The 19,166-nt window shown below is 70.5% G+C and carries 17 protein-coding genes; 4 read left to right on the top strand and 13 right to left on the bottom strand.

All coding sequences use genetic code 11. The annotated features are described in order from the left end of the window. The first annotated feature begins 13 nt into the window (after positions 1–13). On the top strand, positions 14–4,288 hold the full coding sequence (locus CHC05_RS34915) for an AAA domain-containing protein (RefSeq protein ID WP_089254902.1): 4,275 nt from the start codon (positions 14–16) through the stop codon (positions 4,286–4,288). A gap of 43 nt (positions 4,289–4,331) precedes the next feature. Here CHC05_RS34915 and CHC05_RS34910 read toward each other — a convergent pair whose 3' ends face one another. Continuing rightward, the gene (locus CHC05_RS34910) at positions 4,332–4,559 is read right to left on the bottom strand and encodes a hypothetical protein (RefSeq protein ID WP_144022905.1); all 228 of its coding nucleotides are present in this window, start codon (positions 4,557–4,559) and stop codon (positions 4,332–4,334) included. Then, positions 4,556–4,993 carry a hypothetical protein gene (locus tag CHC05_RS41055; RefSeq protein ID WP_144022904.1) on the bottom strand — a complete coding sequence of 146 codons (438 nt, stop codon included), beginning with the start codon at positions 4,991–4,993 and terminating at the stop codon, positions 4,556–4,558. The genes CHC05_RS34910 and CHC05_RS41055 overlap by 4 nt, the downstream gene beginning before the upstream one ends. A 382-nt stretch (positions 4,994–5,375) precedes the next feature. On the opposite strand from CHC05_RS41055, the gene CHC05_RS34905 reads away from it, so the two are divergent. Continuing rightward, positions 5,376–6,437 carry a LysR family transcriptional regulator gene (locus CHC05_RS34905; RefSeq protein ID WP_089254900.1) on the top strand — a complete coding sequence of 354 codons (1,062 nt, stop codon included), beginning with the start codon at positions 5,376–5,378 and terminating at the stop codon, positions 6,435–6,437. A 51-nt stretch (positions 6,438–6,488) separates the two neighbouring features. Here CHC05_RS34905 and CHC05_RS41050 read toward each other — a convergent pair whose 3' ends face one another. Continuing rightward, positions 6,489–6,857: a hypothetical protein gene (locus CHC05_RS41050; RefSeq protein WP_144022903.1), complete on the bottom strand. Its 369-nt coding sequence runs from the start codon at positions 6,855–6,857 to the stop codon at positions 6,489–6,491. A 348-nt stretch (positions 6,858–7,205) separates the two neighbouring features. Between CHC05_RS41050 and CHC05_RS34895 the strand changes: the two genes are divergently transcribed. After that, positions 7,206–8,270: a LysR family transcriptional regulator gene (locus CHC05_RS34895; protein WP_089254898.1), complete on the top strand. Its 1,065-nt coding sequence runs from the start codon at positions 7,206–7,208 to the stop codon at positions 8,268–8,270. Positions 8,271–8,305: 35 nt separating this feature from the next. Continuing rightward, positions 8,306–9,778, top strand: coding sequence for an MFS transporter (locus CHC05_RS34890; RefSeq protein ID WP_245871373.1), 1,473 nt, complete (start codon positions 8,306–8,308; stop codon positions 9,776–9,778). Positions 9,779–9,931: 153 nt separating this feature from the next. Here the strand turns inward: CHC05_RS34890 and CHC05_RS34885 are convergent, their stop codons facing one another. The 10 genes from CHC05_RS34885 to CHC05_RS34845 all read right to left on the bottom strand — a co-directional run bounded on the left by CHC05_RS34885 (position 9,932) and on the right by CHC05_RS34845 (position 19,069). Further along, positions 9,932–11,545, bottom strand: a complete 1,614-nt coding sequence (locus tag CHC05_RS34885) for a glycoside hydrolase family 13 protein (protein ID WP_245871372.1) — start codon at positions 11,543–11,545, stop codon at positions 9,932–9,934. A 30-nt stretch (positions 11,546–11,575) separates the two neighbouring features. Next, positions 11,576–12,598 carry a LacI family DNA-binding transcriptional regulator gene (locus tag CHC05_RS34880; RefSeq protein ID WP_089254896.1) on the bottom strand — a complete coding sequence of 341 codons (1,023 nt, stop codon included), beginning with the start codon at positions 12,596–12,598 and terminating at the stop codon, positions 11,576–11,578. 41 nt (positions 12,599–12,639) lie between these two features. Beyond that, entirely contained in the window at positions 12,640–13,605 is a 966-nt protein-coding gene (locus CHC05_RS34875; RefSeq protein ID WP_089254895.1) for a carbohydrate ABC transporter permease, read from the bottom strand. Between the two features lie 2 nt (positions 13,606–13,607). After that, a complete protein-coding gene (locus CHC05_RS34870; RefSeq protein WP_089254894.1) occupies positions 13,608–14,666 on the bottom strand; it encodes a carbohydrate ABC transporter permease in 1,059 nt (352 codons plus the stop codon). Positions 14,667–14,752: 86 nt separating this feature from the next. After that, positions 14,753–16,099 (bottom strand): ABC transporter substrate-binding protein, encoded by a 1,347-nt coding sequence (locus CHC05_RS34865; RefSeq protein WP_089254893.1) that lies wholly within the window; start codon positions 16,097–16,099, stop codon positions 14,753–14,755. A gap of 237 nt (positions 16,100–16,336) precedes the next feature. Further along, positions 16,337–17,155, bottom strand: a complete 819-nt coding sequence (locus tag CHC05_RS34860; protein ID WP_089254892.1) for an MHYT domain-containing protein — start codon at positions 17,153–17,155, stop codon at positions 16,337–16,339. A 204-nt stretch (positions 17,156–17,359) separates the two neighbouring features. Next, positions 17,360–17,503 carry a GPGG-motif small membrane protein gene (locus CHC05_RS41845; RefSeq protein ID WP_179266503.1) on the bottom strand — a complete coding sequence of 48 codons (144 nt, stop codon included), beginning with the start codon at positions 17,501–17,503 and terminating at the stop codon, positions 17,360–17,362. A gap of 5 nt (positions 17,504–17,508) precedes the next feature. Beyond that, complete coding sequence (locus tag CHC05_RS34855) at positions 17,509–18,255, bottom strand: metallophosphoesterase family protein (RefSeq protein WP_089254891.1); 747 nt, start codon at positions 18,253–18,255, stop codon at positions 17,509–17,511. Further along, positions 18,252–18,494 carry a hypothetical protein gene (locus CHC05_RS34850; RefSeq protein ID WP_089254890.1) on the bottom strand — a complete coding sequence of 81 codons (243 nt, stop codon included), beginning with the start codon at positions 18,492–18,494 and terminating at the stop codon, positions 18,252–18,254. The genes CHC05_RS34855 and CHC05_RS34850 overlap by 4 nt, the downstream gene beginning before the upstream one ends. Then, positions 18,491–19,069, bottom strand: coding sequence for a nucleotidyltransferase family protein (locus CHC05_RS34845; RefSeq protein ID WP_089254889.1), 579 nt, complete (start codon positions 19,067–19,069; stop codon positions 18,491–18,493). Before CHC05_RS34845 ends, CHC05_RS34850 begins: the two co-directional genes overlap by 4 nt. Positions 19,070–19,166: the final 97 nt, after the last annotated feature.

The raw sequence follows: 19,166 nt of genomic DNA, 5'->3' as shown, positions 1-19,166 counted from the left end.
CCGTCGGACGGCGATGGAGCAGCCGGAGGGCGCCGACGCGCCACACGAGATCCGCGAGCGTGCCGTAGCGCTCGCGGAGTACCTGCTCGCCGTGCGGGCGCTGCTCGACAAGCCGGTTCGCGCGGTGCCGACGGGCGACGCGTTCTGGCAGCACGACCTGCCCACGCACCCCGCGGTCGAGCTCGGCCCGCGGCAGCCCGGCGGCGGCTGGCTGCGGGTCGGCCGGCCCATGCCGCCGCAGGCGCCGTCGATCCCGAACGCGCTGCTGCGCCACCTGGCCTGGGATCTGACGCCCGACCACCCGCCGACACTGCAGGGCGACCACGACGAGACCCGCACCTTTGCGTTTACGACCTGGCTCGACGAGCAGTGGCGGCCGTGGGCGACCGCCTTCCGGAACGCCGTCGCCGCCCGGGCGTTGCACGACCGCCTCTACGACCTGCGCTATCGCGTCGACGTCGACTCCGCCCGGGTCGAGCTCGTCTGGGGCCACGCGATCCTCGACGCCCCCGTCGGCGGCGAGCCGGTGCGCTATCCGCTGCTGGCGACGCCGGTCGCGATCGACTACGACCCGGAGACCACCACCGTCACCGTGCACCCGCAGGGTCCGGCCCGCCTCCAGGTCGACGCGCTCGGCGGGCTCGACAACCGCCGGGTCGGCGACCTGCTCGACCTCGCCGCGCCGGGCGGCCAGGTCGACATCGACCCGTGGGACGCGGCCGAGCGGCAGGAGTTCGCCGACCGGGCGCTGCGCCGGCTGGGCTTCGAGCCGAAGCTGCGGTTCGGCGCAGACCCGCTGGACGAGCCGCACGTGCACGACACCGGCGTGCTCTTCCTGCGCCCGCGCCAGCGGATGGTCCGCCGGTTCCTGGAGGCCGAGCGCGACCGGCTGGCCGCGCCCGGCGGCGGCGCGGTCGGGGCACTGGCCGGCATCCTCGCGCACGAGCCCAGCGCGCTGCGGATGCCCGACGACGACCCGGACGCCTGGGTGCGCACCGGCGAGCGGCTGCTCATGCCGATGGCGACCAACGACGCGCAGGAGTCGATCGCGGCCCGGCTGGCCGCGCACCGGACGGTGGCCGTGCAGGGCCCGCCGGGCACCGGCAAGACGCACACCATCCGCAACCTGATCTGTCACCTGGTCGCACACGGCAAGCGCGTGCTGGTCCTGGCGCAGAAGGAGGACCCGCTGCGGGTGCTCCGCGACGGGCTGCCCGCCGAGCTCCAGCCGCTCTGCCTGGCCGTCCTCGGCCGCTCGGCCGACCAGCTCGTCCAGTTGCAGATCGCCGCCCGCGAGCTGTCCGACCGCGCCGCCACGCTCGACCGCCCGGTGGCGGCCGCCGACGTCGCCCGGACCACCGACGAGATCGACGCGGCACACGGCCGGTTCGCTGCGGCCCGCGACGAGCTGCTGGCGGTGGCCGAGCGGGAGGCGACCACGTACCCGATCCGCGGTGTGCCCTCCTCGCCCGCCGAGGTGGGTGAGTGGCTGCGCCGCACGCGGGCGGACGGCATCGTGCCCGACCCGGTGCCGCCGGGGCTGCCGGCCCCGCTGACGGCGGGGGAGTTCGGGCTTCTCGGCGACCTGGCGCGGGCGATCTCGCCGGCCGACCGGGCGCACGCGCTGGCCGACCTGCCGGCCGACGGCGCGCTGCCCTCCGGCGAGGCGGTCGCGGCACAGCGGGCGGCGCTCGGTGACGCGGCCAAGGTGGTCGAGCAGGCCCGGGATCGCGGCGTCGACCCGGACGGCGCCCGCCGGCTGGGCCCGGACGGCGTCGAGGAGCTGGCCGGCGCGTTGCGCGCCGCGGCCGAGACGCTGGCCCGGCGGGCCGGCAGCTGGACCGACCGGCTCGGCCACCTGATCCGCGAGCCGAGCTGGCAGGCGGTCTGGGACGAGCAGGTGGCGGCGAGCCGGTCGATGCTGGGCGAGCTGGGCCGGCGCACCGCCGCGCTGTCCGGCCACCGGTTGGACATCGGCGCCGAGCACGCCGGGCAGCCCCGCCGGCTGCTCGCCCAACTCGGCCAGATCCGCGAGCGGTTCGCCGCGGGGAAGCCGGTCCGCCGGCTGACCCACGGCGACCTGGCCAAGCTGCTCGCCGACTGCCAGGTCGACGACGAGCAGCCGCGTACGGTCGCCGACGTCGACCTGCTGGTCGCCTGGGTGGAGCGGGAGCAGCTGCGGGCCCAGCTCGCCGCCCGCTGGGCGGAGTGGTCCGCCCGTCTGGGCGCGCCGACACCCGGGCAGCACGGCGGCGAGCCGGAGCTGTGGGCCGGCCAACTGCTCGCCGAGGCGCTCGACGCGCTCGACTGGGAGAGCCGCCGCTGGCCCGCCCTGCGCGCCAACCTGGCCGTGCTCGTCCCGGCGTGTCCCCGCGCGGTCGACGCCCCGGCGCTGGCCGAGCTCGCCGACCTGGCCGAGCAGGCGTCGGCGGTGTTCACCGTCGACCGCGTCGAGGCGACGCACGAGGCGATGGCCGGCTGGCTGGACCAGGCCACCTCCGCGCCCGGGGCACCGCCGGTGCTCCGCGCACTGGCCGCGGCCTGGGCCGCCGAGGACGCGGTCGCCTGGAACGGCGCGGTCGCCGAGATCCGCCGGCTGTGGGGCGTCCGGCCGGACGCTCAGCGGTACGCCGCCTTGCACGCCCGGCTCGCCGACGTCGCACCGGGGTGGGCCGGCGCGTACGAGCGGGGCGTGGCTCCCGACGGCGGCGGCGAGGCCGCGCTGCGGGCCTGGTCGTGGCGGCAGGCGCAGACCTGGTTCGACGAGGTGACCGGGGGAGTCGGCGACGGTGAGCTCGCCCGGCGCCTGGAGCGGGCCCGCGACCAGGAGCGCCGGCTGACCGGCGAGCTGGTGGTCGGCTCGGCCTGGCTGGAGGTCGCCCGCACCCTGGACGACCGGCGCAAGGCGGCGCTGGCCGACTGGACCGCCGCACTCCGCAAGATCGGCAAGGGCACCGGCAAGACCGCCGCGCACTGGCAGGCCGCCGCGCAACGGGCGATGACGGAGGCGGCCACGGCCGTTCCAGTGTGGATCATGTCGGTCGACCGGGCGCTGGAGCAGTTCCCCGGCGCCGGCCCGATCTTCGACGTGGTGGTGGTCGACGAGGCCTCGCAGGCCGACATCTTCGCGCTGCCGGTGCTGGGCCTGGCCCACCGCGCCGTGGTGGTCGGCGACGACCAGCAGATCGGCCCGCAGCTCGTCGGCCTGCCCGCCGACCGGGTCAACGCGCTGATCGGCACCCACCTCGCACCGGCCGGCATGCCGTCGGCGGTGCACTTCGACACCGAGAGCAGCCTCTACGACCACGCGGTGCGCCGCTCGCCGCAGCGGATCCTGCTCACGGAGCACTTCCGCAGCGTGCCGGCGATCATCCGGTTCTCCAGCGAGACGTACTACGACGGAAAGATCCAGCCGCTGCGCGCCGACCGGCCGGCCGGGCTCGACGCCGCGGTCACCGCCGTGTACGTGCCGGACGGCCGCCGCCAGAGCCTGCCTCCGTACGGGGAGGTCAACGTCGCCGAGGCCGAGGCGCTGGTGGCCCGGGTGACGGAGATCGTGGCCGACCCCGCGTACCGGGGCAAGACGATCGGCGTGGTCAGCCTGCTCTCGACCAGCGGCCAGGCCGACTATCTCCAGCACCGCCTGCGCGCGGAGCTCGGCACCGACGAGCTCGAGCGGCGGTCGCTGCGAGTCGGCGACCCGTACACGTTCCAGGGCGACGAGCGCGACGTGGTGCTGGTGTCCACGGTGGTCGCCACGGCCGACGGCACGATCGGCGCGTTCACCAAGCGCGACTACCACCGCCGGGTCAACGTCGCCGCGTCCCGGGCCCGCGACCAGCTCTTCGTCTTCCACTCGGTGCGGGCCGGCGACCTCAACGCGGACGACGCCCGCGGGCTGCTGCTCTCCTACGTGACCCGCCCCGCGCCCGCACCGGAGCCGGCCGACGCGCGGGTGCTGGAGAGCGAGTTCACCCGCGAGGTGTGGCAGCGGCTGACCGCGGCGGGGTTGCGCCCGGTGCCCCGGTTCCGGCTGGGCGCGTACGAGATCGACTTCGTGGTCAACGCCCCCGACGGCCGGCGGCTCGCGATCGCCTGCGACGACCGCTACCGCGGCGCGACGGCGTTCGCGGCCGAACTACGCCGGCAGGCGGTCCTGGAGCGGGTCGGCAACTGCGTCTTCGTGCGCCTGCGCGCGAGCCTCTTCCACCGCGACCCGGACCAGGCGATGGAAGCGGTCTGGACCCGGGCCGAGGAACTCGGCCTCGCACCCGTCCGGCCCACGTAGTAATGCTCCGCACCAGCCTGGGCGGTGCGGAGCAACTAATCAGTCAACGTTTCGCCGAGGATGCGTCGGGTTTGGCGTTGACGAGTAGGGCGGTCAACACGGCGGCTTCCTCACGGGCACCGAGGATCTCGCTGTAGATCAGTCGCCGGAAGGCGGGATCCATTGCCTCGCCGGATTCGAGCGCGTCGTAAAGGGCGATGAGCGCGTCGCGCATCGAGTTCCGTGCAGCGTGCACCTCGGACACGGCAATCTCGATGTATCCGCCGCTCACGAACGCTCTCCGCAGCGGCACTTGCGACTTACCCGGTATCCGACCTCACCGGCGACAGTGACAACGACGGCGGCACCGATAAAGATCGTCGGCAGCAAAAGCGGTCCTTCGCTGGCCGGCAGGTATACCGCTGGGAGTGCGGAGATCACCATGCCGGCTCGGGCGAGCCGTTCGCGGGCTGCGCTGCGGTCGACGCACCACGCGAGAAGCACGGCGAGGGCGACGGACACGCTGTGCGCTGCAATTCTCACCGCTGTGTGATGCTCCATATGTACCGCGGTGAGTGCGGCCTCCGCCACGTTGATCCCGCCAACGACGAAAAAGAGCCAGTTGAGGTTCGGCCGAGCAAGACGCAGGCTGATCGGCCCGCCATCGGCAGCGGAGAACGGGGTGGGTATATGCCAGTGCTCTCGCGTACGGTGTGGAGTAAGCATGTTTCGGCTCCAGGCAGTCGGGACATGTGGCGGCTGCTCCGGTGGAAGCGGAGCAGCCGCCTTGCATTTCTACTCCCTGAAGGTCGTCTGCATGGCGCATATGACATTCCGTTATGTGAGCGGCCGCAACGTCTGCTTTCAGGTGACTCGCGTTGGGTAGCGTTTGACGGAACGTAACGTAGGCGCTGAGGCGATTTGAGCCCGGTAAATGACTAAAAATCATGCCGATGTTCCGCGCTTATGTGATCCACGCCACTTTTCAGCTGAGAGCGCGTTCTCTGAGCGTGACGATGACGCCCCGTAACAACGCTGCGATATGTGACCGATCCGTATCGTCATCTCGACACTTTTCGTGATGACCCAATTACGCTAGGTTGGTTGAGTGACTGAGAACTACCGGGATAAGCCCACCGACTGGGATTGCCGGGTGTTCATCGCGGTCGTGGAAAACCGCAGCTACCGCGCCGCCGCGTCCCAACTCACCGATGTTTGGGGCAGCTACAGTCGCCAATCCGTCGGGCGGGCGGTCGAAAAGATCGAAGCCTGGGCCGGCGAGACGCTATTGCAGCGGAAGGCCGGTGGGACCTACTCGCTGACCGCGGCAGGCGACACGTTCCTGTCGGTCGCCCGGCGCCTTGTCGCGCTGTACGACGGGATCGACTCCGGACCTGTCGAGCCGCCGCTCTGGACGCTTGCCTGTGCACCGCACCACACCCAGTTCGTCACGCTCGCCGCTGACCGTCTGCGTGCGGAGAACGGCGACGCCGACAAGATCCGGGTCGAGTATCTCGAGCGCACTGCGCGCGGTGAGGAGCAGTTCCAGGGTGAGCCCGTCGACCGGCTGGTTCGTCAAGAGTTTCGCTTGATCATCGGCCCTGAGGTCGTCAAATCCAGCCTGCTTTCGATCCCGTTGTACCGCGCCCAACTGGAGGCGATGGTCGAGCGGCGGTTCCGAGGCGATCGACTGTCTCTCAGCGATTTGGTCAGTGACTACGAGGCGCTGCTTCAGCCGCAGGACATCCGCGCCAGGCGCGCGCTCGAGCTGGCCATCCAACAGTCTGACGTGGTCGACCCCGGCGGCGCCCGGATTGCGATGGAGACCACGGAGACCGCCGCGATCGTTATGCGACTGCGCACGGAGGCGCGACGGGAGGGCGGTCGCAACCGGGTCATGGTGGTGCCGTCCGACGTAGCGCAGCCGTACAAGAAGGGCATGGAGTTCGGTGGCAGGGGCGCCAGCCGGTTCAAGTGGGTGCCGATCCACGCGTCGTCCGGACCGCTGAGCATGCCGACCTATGTGACTATCCGCAAAGACGACGCCACCGTGTTGCGGCGGGTTATCGAGGAACTCCAGGCTGGAGTGGCCACTCTGGACGCGGGGCCGCACCCGATCTCGGGCACTCCGCTGGCCTCTTCTCGGGCGCTGCCTTCGCAGCGCCGCTAGGCGCCGGATTGCGTCCGGCGATCGCACGCTTGCGCTCTGGATGGCTCCGGTTCACGCGGCGGCGGCTGGGCCCGCCTGATCGGCGGTGGCCAGCATCGCGCTCAGGATGGCCGCCTCTTCGCGCGTGCCGTTGATCTCGGTGTCGACCAGCCGCCGGAACGCTTCGTCGAACCGTTCGCCGTCGCCGATCGCCTGGTCGAGCGCGAGCAGGGCATTGCGCATCGCGACCCGGGCCGCATGCACCTCGGAGATCGCGCTGTCCAGATGACCTGCCGGGGCCGCGACCGGCCGCGGCCGACGTACCCGATGTGCGTTGCCTGGCGCGTCGGTGTGTGAGGCTGCGGAGGGAGCGCGGAGCGCACGGCGCCAACGTCGAAGCAGGGGAGGGCATTTCGCAACGCTCTCGCTGACCCGGGACATGTCGGCTCCTCGACCGGTAGGGCTGGTCGCGGCTGCTCCGACACCAGCGGAGCAGCCGCTCTGTCTTTCTACTCCCTTTTGGACCGTCGGACCGCGCCCGCGTACCGGCAGGTCTCTGGGCAACTGCAACGTGCGCTTGCACGAGATTCGCGCTGGGTAATGTTCGACGGAACGTAACGTGGCCTGCGCCCGATAAATCCGGATAAAGTGGAAGCGGTGCTAATGCAGATAGTGACGCAGATCATATTTTAGCCGGAGAGCGATTTCCCTGCGTAACAACCGCCACCGGCACTTCGTATCGTCAATGTGACACTTCTGGTCTCCGCGCCGCGACGTTACGTTGAACGGATGTCAAAACAACGCCCGAAACCACTGGACGAGTGGGACTTCCGGGCGTTCATCGCGCTCGCCGAAGAGCGCTCCTATGAGGACGCCGCCCGCCGGATGGCCGGGTTCCACGGTGGATACAGCCGGCAGTCCGTCCAGCACCGGATCGCCAAGATCGAGAGTCATGTCGGCGAGCCCGTGGTGCGCCGCAACGTCGACCGCCGCTACCTGCTGACCCCGGCCGGCGAGCGCGTCCTGCGGATCGCGCGCCAGGTAGTCGCGCTGCACGAGCGGATCGGCGCCGCGGCCGCCGCCCCGACGATCTGGACGCTGGCCTGCGGGCCGCACCACACGCAGTTCGTCGCGCTCGCCGAGGACCGGCTGCGGTCGGCCGAGACCGGCGACAAGCTCCTGGTCGAATACCTGTCGCAGCCGCTCCGGGCCGAGCACCAGTTCTACGGCGACCCGGTCGACCGCCTGCTGCGCAACGAGTTCCACCTGATCATCGGCCCGTCGGTGCGCCGGCCGGGCCTGCGGTCGACCCGGCTCTACGAGGCCCGCCTCGAGGCGATGATCGACCGCGACTTCCCGGACGACCGGCTCACCCTGGCCGAGCTCGTCAGCGACTACGAGGCGTTCCTCCAGCCCCGCGACGTGCGGGCCCGGCGGGTGCTCGAAGACGCGATCATCGCGGCCGGCATCCCCGACCCGGACCCGGCCTGCCGGGTCGCGATGGAGACCTACGAGACCGCCACGAGCGTGATCCGGCTGCGCAGTGAGCACCGCCGGCCGGGCCGCCGCCGGGGCCGGATCCTGGTGGTGCCCTCCGACGTCGCGCTGCCGTACAAGGCCGGCATGATGTTCGGCGGTGGCGACGCCGACCGGTTCAAGTGGGTCCCGATCCACGCCGGCTCCGCGCCGCTGCGGATGGAGACCTGCGTGACTGTCCGCGACGCGCACCAGCTCGAGCTGCGCCCGGTGATCGAGGCACTCCGGGCCGGCGTCGCCCACCTCGACCGGGGCCCGCACCGGATATCCGGCGCGCCGCTCACATCCGCCACACCGATCCCGACCCAACGAAGCTAGATCGCTGGGGCAGGTCACCGATGTAGCCTCCCGGAGTGACCACCACCGGGGGCCGGGTGCACCGGATCTACAGCGTCGTGGTGTTCATCGTCCTGGCCTCGCTCGACAACGTGGCGGTCGGCCTCGTGCCGCCGCTCTACGGGTCGATCGCGGACTCGTTCGACGTGCCGCTGGGCCTGGTCGGCACGGTCACCGCGACGTCGTTCCTGGTCAGCGCCATCGCCTCGGTCGCCTGGGCGTACTACGGCGACCGCGGCAACCGCAAGCCGCTACTCATGATCGGCACGCTGCTCTGGGCGGCCGGCATGACCGGCAGCGCGGTGGCCGGCAACTATCTGCTGTTCTTCGTCTCCCAGGTCGCCGCCGCGGTCGGCCTCGGCGCGGTGAGCTCGGTCGGCTTCTCGGTGGTCAGCGACCTGATCAAGCCGAAGCGCCGGGGCCTGGTGATGAGCCTCTGGGGCCTCTCCCAGGGCATCGGCACGTTCCTCGGCACCGGCCTCGGCGGCATCCTCGGCGCGGCTGACTGGCGACGCCCGTTCGTGGTGCTGAGCGCGGTCGGCCTGATCGCCACGGTCGCCTACTTCTTCACCTACGACATCCGGCGCGGCCAGAGCGACCCGGAGCTGGCGGGGACGATCGCCGAGGGCCACGAATACGACTACCGCATCAGCGTCAAGAGCCTGCCCGCGATCGTGCACCGGCGTACCAACGTCTGGTTGATCCTCCAAGGCCTGCCCGCCCAGATCGCGTTCGGCTCGCTGGTCTGGCTCCCGGTGCTGTTCCGGGAGCGCGCGATCTCCCAGGGCTACCCGGAAGACACGGCGATCATCGTGGGCAGCATCTTCGCGACGATGTTCCAGCTCGGCGGCGCGCTCTCGATCCTGGGCGGCATGCTCGGCGACAAGCTGCAACGGCGCACCCTGCGCGGCCGGGCCCTGGTCGCCTCGGTCGGCGTACTGGCCGCCGTGCCGCTCTATGTCGTCCTGTTCTTCCTGCCGTTCAAGATCGACGTGCCGGTCAACGCCGGCACGGGCGAGGTGGTCCTCTCGGCCCTGGGCAGCGTGGTCACGGAGCCGAGCGTCGGCATCACGTTCCTGATCGCGATCATCGCGCTGGCCATGACCTCGGCCAACTCCCCGAACTGGTTCGCCCTGATCGCGGACGTCAACCCACCCGAATACCGCGGCACGGTCTACAGCCTGGGCAACCTGACCAACGGCGTAGGCCGAGCGGCCGGCAACGGCCTGATCCCGGTGGCCTTCGCCCTGCTGGCGTCCCGCTACGCGTCACCGCTGAACTATTCGGTCGGCCTGGCCGCGTTCCAGCTCTTCTTCGTCCCGACCGGCATCATGTACTGGCTGGCCTCCCGAACCTCCCCGCGCGACATCTCCGGCCTCCACAAACTCCTCGAAGACCGAGCGGAAGTGACGGCAAGAAACCCGATCGACGAATCCCGGGACCAGACCAATTCAGAGGCCGGACACATCGACAAACCCAATAGCCGCTGACTCGGGCTCGCGTGGGGCACGACCGATGCTCCCGCCAGACACCGCTCCGCTTCGCTCCGCTGCCAGGTCCGCGGCGGGTAGCGCTCACCCCGGCAAAGATCACCTGGACGCGCACCCGATCTTGACGGGTCGGGTGCGCGTCCGTCGCGGAGGTCAGGGGAGGCGGGCCCAGACCGTGACGTCTGTCGGGACCTCGCGGCCCGCGACCGGTTCGCTGGCCAGTAGGACCTCGGCGCCGGCCGGGAGCTCGGCCGGGTTCGGGCCGAAGTTGGTCAGGACCAGGAGGTCGCCGTTCTGGAAGGCGACCACGTCCGCCGGACCCGGCACCCAGGACAGCGTGCCCTGGCCGAGGTGGCGTTCGCGGCGCAACCCGAGGGCGGCCACATAGAGCGAGTAGGTGGAGCCCGGCACCCCACGCTGCCGGTCCAACGCCAGCTCACCGAAGGCCGGCGGCTGGGGGAGCCAGCTCTTGTCCGACGGGCCGAAGCCGTACGACGGTGCGTCCGCCTCCCACGGGATCGGCACCCGGCAGCCGTCCCGGCCGACCTGCTCGCCGCCCGTGCGGAACCACGTCGGGTCCTGGCGGGCCTCGCCCGGCAGCGTGGTGTGCTCGGGCAGGCCGAGCTCCTCGCCCTGGTAGACGTACGCCGAGCCCGGCAGCGCCAGCATCAGCAGGGTGGCCGCCCGGGCCCGGCGCAGGCCCAGGGCCGCGTCGGGCTGGGGGTCGCCGGCGGCGATGCCGTTCGGGCGGGGCGCGCCCACCGGCAGGGCCAGGCGGGAGGCGTGCCGCACCACGTCGTGGTTCGACAGCACCCACGTGGTGGGTGCGTCGACCTGCTCGCCCGCCGCCAGCGACCGCGAGATCACCGACCGCTGGTCCGCCGCCGTCCACGACGCTTCCAGGTATTCGAAGTTGAACGCCTGGTGCATCTCGTCGGGCCGCACGTAGGCCGCCAGCCGCTCGGCCGGCTGCACCCACGCCTCGGCGACCAGGATCCGGTCGCCCTCGTAGCTGTCGAGGATCTTCCGCCAGCGGCGGTAGATCTCGTGTACGCCGTCCTGGTCCCACATCGGCGGACGCGGCGCGCCCTCGACGCCCGGGCCGGTCAGCGGGAAGATCGGCAGGTGCCAGTCGGCCAGGTCGGCCTGCTTCACCAGGCCGTGCGCCACGTCGACCCGGAACCCGTCGACGCCCCGGTCGAGCCAGAACCGCAGGATGTCCTCGAACTCGGCGCGGACCTCCGGGTTGTCCCAGTTGAGGTCCGGCTGCGCGGTGTCGAACAGGTGCAGGTACCACTGGCCGTCGGCGACCCGCGTCCACGCCCCGCCGCCGAACACGCTCTGCCAGCTGTTCGGCGGCTCCGAGCCGTCGCCGCGCCCGTCGCGGAAGATGTAGCGGTCCCGCTCCCGGCTGCCCGGCGCTGCCGCCAGGGCCGCGGCGAACCACGGGTGCCGGGACGAGGTGTGGTTGGGCACCAGGTCGACGATCACCCGCAGCCGGCGGGCGTGCGCCTCGGCGATCAGCTTGTCGGCGTCGGCGAGCCGGCCGAAGATCGGGTCGACGTCGCGGTAGTCCGCCACGTCGTAGCCCGCGTCCGCCTGCGGCGACGGGTAGAACGGCGACAGCCAGACCGCGTCGACGCCGAGCTCGGCCAGGTGGTCGAGGCGGCTGACGACGCCCGGCAGGTCGCCGATGCCGTCTCCGTCCGAGTCGGCGAACGACCGGGGGTAGACCTGGTAGATGACGGCGTCGCGCCACCACTTCACGGGGTGCTCCAAGGGACTCGTAACGAATATCTAGTGTGCCCGGGGCGGCGCGGTCGAGTCGCGGACGACCAGCTTCGTCGGCAGCACCACGGAGCGGTCACCATAGCCGTTGACGTTGCCGCGCAGCGGGCCGAGCAGGGTTTCCGCCGCGATCCGGCCCTGGTCGGCGGCCGGCTGGGCGACGGTGGTGAGCCCGACCACACCCGAGACGTCGTGGTCGTCGACCCCGATCACCGAGACGTCCTCCGGTACCCGCAGGCCCGCGGAGCGCAAGGCCACGATCGCACCCATCGCCATCTCGTCGGACGCGGCGAAGATCGCCGTCGGTGGCTCACCGCGCCGCAGCAGCTCGGTCGTCGCCCGGGTGCCACCGGCGATGGTGAAGGTGGCCTCGATGTCGAGCGCCGGGTCCGGCTCGACGCCGTGCGCCAACAGCCGCTGCTGGTAGCCCTGCCGGCGGTCCAGGTGGGTCGAGATGGCCAGCTCGTCGGACGGGTCACCGGAGATGTGCGCGATCCGCCGGTGGCCGAGCGAGAGCAGGTAGTCGGTCGCCGCCTGGGCCGTCCGCACGTCGTCGATCCGCACGCTCGGCCAGCCCGGCACGGGTGTGCCGGCGCTGACCGTGACCCCGGGCAGGGCGAGCCCGATCACCGCGGCGAAGTCGGGCCCGGCCAGCGGCGTCGCCACCAGCATCAGCGCGTCGACCCGCTTGTGCAGCGTGCTGGTGTAGAGCAGCCGCTGCCGGGCGTGCTCGCTGCCGCCGAGGTTGAACAGCAACAGGTCGTAGCCGGCCCGGTGCAGCCGTTCCTCGGCGGCCTCGACGACGGTGCTGAAGAACCACGGCGTGATCCGGGGCACGACCACGGCGACCGCCCGGGTCTTGCCGCCGGCCAGCCGGGAGGCGCTCGGCGAGGCGATGTAGCCGAGCTGGGCGGCCGCCTCCAGCACCCGCTCCCGGGTCGTCTGCGAGACCGTGGGTAGGCCGCGCAGTGCCCGGGACACGGTGGCGGTGGAGACGCCCGCCAGCCGGGCCACGTCGTCGATCCTCGTCATGGTCCGTCACCTCGCGGGTCGAAGGACGGCCGCGGCAAGGATCAGCCCTTGACGCTGCCGGTCAACAGACCCCGGACGAAGTAGCGCTGCAGGGACAGGAAGACGATCAGCGGTACGACGATCGACACGAAAGCGCCGGACGTCAACCGTTGCCATTCGCTGCCGCGGGTGCCGGCGAGCTCGGCCAGCCGCACCGTCAGTGGCGCCGTATCTCGCGTGCCGCCGGCGAAGATGAGCGCGACCAGCAGGTCGTTCCAGACCCAGAGGAACTGGAAGATCGCCAGCGACGCGAGCGCCGGCGTGATCAGCGGCAGCACGATGCTCCGGAAGATCTTCGAGTGCCCCGCGCCGTCGACCCGGGCCGCCTCCATCAGCTCGTTGGGCAGCTGCGAGACGAAGTTGTGCAGCAGGAAGATCGCGAACGGCAGCGCGAAGCAGGTGTGCGCGAACCAGACCTGGATGAACTTCTGCTCGTCGGCCAGGTCCCAGGCCGGCATCAGGGTGACGCCGCCCAGCGAGACGCCGCGCGAGAAGAAGCTGAGCAGCGGCACCAGCGCCATCTGCAACGGCACGATCTGCAGCGCGAAGATGCCGATGTAGACCCAGTCCCGACCGCGGAACTTGATCCAGGACAGCGCGTACGCGGCCAGCGAGGCGAGCGCGATCGGGAACAGCACCGAGGGGATCGTGATCACGATCGAGTTGACGAAGTATTGCGCCAGCTGCCCGGACGACGACGACCGTCCGAACAGGACCTCGTTGTAGTTCTCGAACGTGAGCTGCGGGTTGGTGAAGAAGGTCCACCAGCCGGTCGTCTTGATCTCGTCTTCCGGCCGGAACGACGAGAGCAGCAGCCCGAACGTCGGCACGGTCCACAGCAGCGCGATGACGATCGACACGGTCGTGGCGGTGCGGCTGTTGAGGCGCTTGCGCACCCGCCCGGCCGCGGTGCGCGGGGGCTGCTCGGCCGTGGCCTCGCCGGCGAGCACGGGAGTCGTGGTGGTCATTCCTAAACCTCCCGCTGGCGGCGCAGGTTGCGGATCTGGAAGATGACGATCGGGATGACCAGGATGAACAGGAAGACGGCGAGCGCGGAGCCCTGGCCGTTCTCCTGGTAGCGGAACGCCTGGTTGTACATCTCGAGCGCGACGACGTTGGTGTCGAAGTTGCCGTTGGTCATCGTCCGGACGATGTCGAAGACCTTGAGCGTCGCGATCGTGATGGTGACGACCACGACGATCAGCGAGGGCCGGATGCTCGGCAGCGTGACGCGCCAGAACATCTGCCACGGCGTGACCCCGTCGAGGCGGGCGGCTTCGACGATGTCGGACGGGATCGCCTTGATGGCCGCCGACAGGATGACCATCGCGAAGCCGGCCTGGATCCAGACCATCACGACGATCAGCAGGAAGGTGTTCCACGGCGCGTTGTTCAGGAACTGCTGCGGCTCGCCGCCGAGGGTGGTCCAGAGCCAGTTGAGCAGGCCGATCTGGTCGCCGTCGCCGCGGTAGGCGTAGACGAACTTCCAGATGATGCCGGCGCCGACGAACGAGATCGCCATCGGCAGGAAGATCAGCGACTTGGCGACCGCCTCGAACCTGGCGCGGTCGACCATCACCGCGTACAGCAGGCCGACGCCGGTCGCCAGCAGCGGCACCAGGACGACCCAGCCGAGGGTGTTGGTCAGCACCCGGATGATGTCGTTCTCCTGGAAGATCCAGCCGTAGTTGCGCAGCCCCACGAACTCGGTGCTGTCGCCGTTGGACAGCGACAGGATGATCGTGCGGATCGCCGGGACGACCAGGCCGATGAGCAGCAGCAGGAGGGCGGGGATCAGGAACGCGAGGCCGAGCAGGCCCTCGCCGGGCTTGCGCAGGCGCCGACTCGGCGGGGGCGCGGGCCCGTCGGTGGTGCTGACCGAGGCGGCGACGAGGGCCGCCTCCCGGCGCCGGGCGAAGTAGTTGGGCACGACGTCGAGCAGCAGGAGCAGTCCGCCGATGATCACCACAAACGCGATCACGCCGTACAACAACATCGACAGCTTCGGCGCGAAGTCTTCGAACTCCATCCGCCCTCCAGGGATGTGAGCTTGGTACAAACGGGGGGTGAACCGAAGCGGTGGCCGGCCCTTGCGGGCCGGCCACCGTCAGGGGACTACTTGGGCCAGGAGCCCTCGATCTGGTTGAGCACCTCGGTGGTGCTCTTGCCGTTGATCCAGTCGACCATGCCCTTCCAGAACGTCCCGGCGCCGACGGCGGCGGGCATCAGGTCGGAACCGTCGAACCGGAAGACGGCGCTCTTGTCCTGGAGGATCTCCACGGCGAGCTTGTCGATCGGGTTCTCGACGTTGGCGATGTCCAGCTTGTTGTTCGCCGACACCCAGTTGCCGAGCTTGGCGCGGGTGTTGGCGGCCTCGCCGGAAGCCAGGTAGGTCTGCACCTTCTGGACCTCGGGACGGTCTGCGAACGCGACGGTGAACTCGCCACCGCCGAGGACCGGCTTGCCCTTGGCCGGGTCGACCGCGGGCAGGTAGAAGGCGAACGTGTCGCCGTCTTCGCCGACCTTGGTGCCCTCAGGCCACTGGTTGGCGTAGAACGACGCCATCCGGTACATCGCGCACTTGTTGTCGAGGATCGGCGTACCCGCCTCCTGGAACGACGTCGAGGTGATGCTCTTGACGTCGCCGAACCCGCCGTTGACGTACTTCGGGTCCTTCAGGATCTTGCCGACCCGGTCGACCGCCGAGGCGACCTTGGGGTCGTTGAACGGGATGGTGTGCTCGACCCACTGGTCGTAGACGTCGGCGCCCGCGTCGCGGAGCATCACGTCCTCGATCCAGTCGGTGGCCGGCCAACCGGTGGCGTCACCGGACTCGATGCCCGCGCACCAGGGCTTGATGCCCGCGCCCGCGATGGTGTCGCTCAGCGCCATCATCTCGTCCCACGTGGTGGGGACCTTCCAGCCCTTCTCGGCGAAGAGCTTCGGCGAGTACCAGACGAAGGACTTCACGTTGGAGCCGAACGGCGCGCCGTAGAACTTGCCGCCGACGGTCGCGTAGTCCAGCCACTCCTTGGGGTAGTTGGCTTCGGCCATCGTCTTGGTCTCGGCGGAGGCCTCCTTGAGCTTGCCGGCGTCGGCGAAGCGCTTGAGCAGGCCCGGCTGCGGGACGAAGGCGATGTCGGGGGCGTTGCCGCCGTCGACCTTCACCGGCAGCTGCGCCTCGAACTCGCCGCTGCCCTCATATTTGATGGTGATGCCGGTGCAGTCCTCGAACTGGCTCCAGGACTCCTCGAGGAGGTCGGCCTCGGCGTCACGGATGGACGAGTAAATCGAAACGGTCGTGCCGTCATTGCCGGTGTATGCGTCGAAGGCAGCGCACTCTGCCGAGGTGCTGCCGCTGTCGCCGTCACCGCTGTCGCCGCTGCACGCGGCGGCGCTGAGGGCCAGCGCCAGGGTGGTGGCGAGCACGAGGGCCTGGCGAGGTCTGGTGGAGACCGCCATGCCGTCCTCCTTCCTTGCCGACGAATCCCGGGCGGGCTGCCCGGTTGCCGGTGTCGAATGTGGGCGTGCACACATGCAAGCGCTTGCACGGAGGTCCGTCCAGACAGAGGAAGGCACGACGCTGTAACAATCGAGAAACTTACAGAAAGAAATGCACCGTTGTGACCCTGACAAATACGGCATGCCCGCCTGGAAACGCTCCAGGCGGGCATTTGGCCGTGCGGTCAATAGAAGGGTCTAGAAGGTCTCACTGCCGGGACGCAACGCGACGGTGAACGGCGTCTCGCCGTGGCGGCCGCCGGCGCTCGGCGGGGGCGCCTCGAACTCCTCCTCGGTCATCGCCTTGAGCCCGCTGAAGGCCATGCCGATCAGGGCGGCGGAGGTGATCAGGACGATGGGCACGAGCAGTTCCATGGGACTGACGCCCTGTACGTGATGAATGCCCGACTCGTGCAGGCGGACCTGGATGGCGGCCATGCCGGTGTAGTGCATGCCGCACACCGCCACCGCCATCACCCCGGAGGCGATGGCGATCCGGCTCCAACTGCCCACCGTGACGGTGAACCAGAGCGCGACGGTGGCGGCGACCACGGCGACGCCGACGGAGGCGAGGACGATCCGCGGGTTGTAGCTGATGTCGCCGTAGACCCGCACGGCCAGCATGCCCGTGTAGTGCATGCCGACCACGCCCAGGCCGGTCAGCACGCCGCCGCCGATCACCCGCAGGGCCCGGCGCCGGCCGAAGCCGACGATGAACAGCCCGCCGCCGACGGTGACGACCGCCAGCACGAGGCTGGACAGGGTGAGATAGGGATCGAGACGCAGGGGACTGGCGGGCACGGCGAACCCGAGCATCGCCATGAAATGCATCAGCCAGATGCCGGCGCCCCCGATCGCGATCGAGGCGAGCACGAGCCAGCGCGTGCGGCGGGCCCGCTGGCGGGTCGCCCGTGCCCGCGCGGTGCAGACCAGCCCGAGCAGGCAGCCAATGAAGGACAGCAGGTAAGCCGCCACCGGGTTGAACGCGCCATGTGCGAAGTGATGAATCTCGGCCACCCGGCAATCCCCGCACGGGCCCACCGAAAACTAACGCACAGAGTGTCCGGCTAATCACGCGGCGCCGAACACCTGCCGGAACAGCCGAACGCGACCGGGGTCGCCAGCTCGGCCCACCGGTGGGTGGACCGCGCTGACGACCCCGGGCGGGTCGAAGGGATGGGGGTGGGTCGGCCGGCGTTCACCGGCCGGGTTGGTCCGGCGTCAACTGAAGATGCTGACGCCGCCAGGGCCGACCAGCAGGCCGACGATGATCAGCACGATGCCCCACAGGAGCTGCCGCCGGAACAGCGCGAAGATGCCGGCGACGACGAGGATCACTGCGAGGATCCAAAGGAGTGTGTCCATGCAGATCAAATACCCGACGCCGCTGACGGGGAAACGTGTTCGCGCGCGAGGTTGAACACGCTGTACGCCTGTTTGATGACGGGGTGGGCCACGTTGCGCACCCGGACTCCGCCGGGCGTGCGGCCGCGCTCGCTGCCGTGGTGCGCGTGGCCGTGCACCGCGAGGTCGGTCGGCGCCGAGTCGATCGCCTGACCGAGCAGGTACGACCCGAGGAACGGGTAGATCTCCAGCGGCTCGCCGGCCAGCGTGTCGGGCACGGGCGCGTAGTGCGTCAGGGCCACCCGCACGTCACAGTCCAGGTCGCGCAGCGCGGCGCCGAGCCGCTCGGCGACCGTACCCGTGGTGCGCACGAAGGCCTTCATCTCGGGCTCGCCGAACTCGCTCGCGCACCGGCCGGCGAAGCCGCCGCCGAAGCCCTTGACCCCGGCCACGCCCAGCCGCGTCCCGTCGACGTCGACCACGATGCTGTCGCCTTCGAGCACGGTGATGCCGGCGTCGGTCAGCGCGGCGAGCACGCCCGGCACCTCGTCGCAGTGGTGGTCGTGGTTGCCGAGCACGGCGATCACGGGTACGCCCAACCCGCCGAACTCGGTGGCCACGCACTTGGCCTCCGCCTCGGTGCCGTGCCGGGTCAGGTCGCCGGCGAGCAGCAGCACGTCGGCCCGGTCCGGCAGTTCCTCCAGCGCCGGCCGGAACCGGCCCAGCACGTCGCGGTCGATGTGCACGTCTCCGACGGCAGCGATCCTGATCACGCGAGCTCCTCCGCCTCGGTCGGCGCGGCCGCCCGGGTCACCCCGATGTCGGCCGTGATCTCGATGCCCGGGAACCGTTCGTGCACGAGGCGCACGATCTCGTCGCGGCGGTGGGGGCTCTCCACCTCGCCGCACAGCACCAAACCGGCGCCGGCGCGGACGACGGAGATGCCCTGTTCGGCGATCCCGAGGTCCTCGGCCAGCGCGCGCTGCACCTCGGCCTCCGTGTAGTCGTTCATGAGTCCCTCCGGTAACCGGGGTAGGGGACGACGTCGAGCCGGTCGAGCAGCACCAGGAACGCCTCCGCGTAGGGGGACTGTGCGGTCTCCTTGCGTACGCGGTCCCAGTCGATCTGCTCGCGCAGGGACCGGGCCAGCGGCAGGCCGCGGGCGAAGTCGCAGTAGTGCTGGGAGAAGCTGAGCAGCTTGTGCACCATCAGCCCGGTCGCCGAGAGCACCGGCATCTGGATGGCGTCGACGGTGCGGGTCACCGTGTCGCCGAACGTCTCGTCGGTCACCGGGCTCTCGATCGGCCGGTGGATCAGGTCGACCAGGTGGCCGTCCTCGTCGTAGACCTTGACCAGCCAGTCCTCCGGCGGCCGCTCCGCGTTGAAGCCGGCCTCCACCAGCGCGGCGAGTGCCCGCTCGGCGTCCTCCTCCTTGATCAGGAAGTCGACGTCGTGGTCGCTGGAGTGGCCGCCGTGCGCGTACACGGCGAAGCTCCCGGCCAGCGCGAACGGTATCTCCGACTGCTTGAGGACGGCGGCGACCCGCTTGAGGGTCAGCAGCAGCGAAGCGTCCCCGTTCGATGCCATATCGGCTCTCCCGTCGTGTCAGGAAACATCCCCGTACCCGTGGGTCCGGGGCCTCACACCTTTAACGAGGGTGATTCCGCCCAGTTCATCCCGTTAA

This window comes from Asanoa hainanensis (assembly GCF_900188485.1).
GTDB classification, from domain to species: domain Bacteria; phylum Actinomycetota; class Actinomycetes; order Mycobacteriales; family Micromonosporaceae; genus Asanoa; species Asanoa hainanensis.
Note: the sequence above shows the minus strand (reverse complement) of the source record. Positions and strands in the feature narration are given on the sequence as shown.